The following is a 519-nucleotide window of genomic DNA, read 5'->3' as shown; positions in this document are numbered from 1 at the left end:
TCATACGGCTCCAGCCCGAACAGGATACGCTTGGCGGCACTCACCAGCAGGAACGTGCCGATGGCACCGACCAGCATGCCGCAAAGGGCGGCCCAGATAATATTCCAGCGGCTTTGATTGACCTGTAACGCGACCTCGCTTAACGAAATGCCGATAGCCACCACGCCAATCTGCTTATGCTGACTGTCGTAGACGGGCGTGAACAGCCGCAGCGCTTCCGCCAGCTTACCGTGGTTGATCGCCATGTTCTCCCGGCCTTGCAGGGCCGGAATAATGTCCTCACCGATGAAATGCTGGTTAATCAGTTCGGCTTTTGGGTGGGAATAACGAATGCCGTCCATATTGGTCACCACCACAAACAGCAGGTCGTTGCTTTCCTGCACGGCGCTGGCAATCGGCTGGATCACGCCGCGGGTCGGAGGAAGCAGCAGCGCACGCTGGATCTCAGGGGAGTCCGCCAGGGTGCGTGCCACCGCCAGCGCCTTATCTTTGACGCTCTCCTGGGTTACATGGCTTATC

1 pseudogene is annotated in these 519 nt (G+C 58.8%); it reads right to left on the bottom strand.

Annotation, left to right across the window (positions count from 1 at the left end):
* Positions 1-519 (bottom strand): annotated as a pseudogene (locus tag WH277_RS05535) (two-component system sensor histidine kinase DcuS); the annotation flags it as partial.

Source organism: Erwinia sp. MYb416 (assembly GCF_037479575.1).
GTDB lineage: Bacteria > Pseudomonadota > Gammaproteobacteria > Enterobacterales > Enterobacteriaceae > Erwinia > Erwinia rhapontici.
This window is presented reverse-complemented; position numbering and strand designations above follow the sequence as displayed.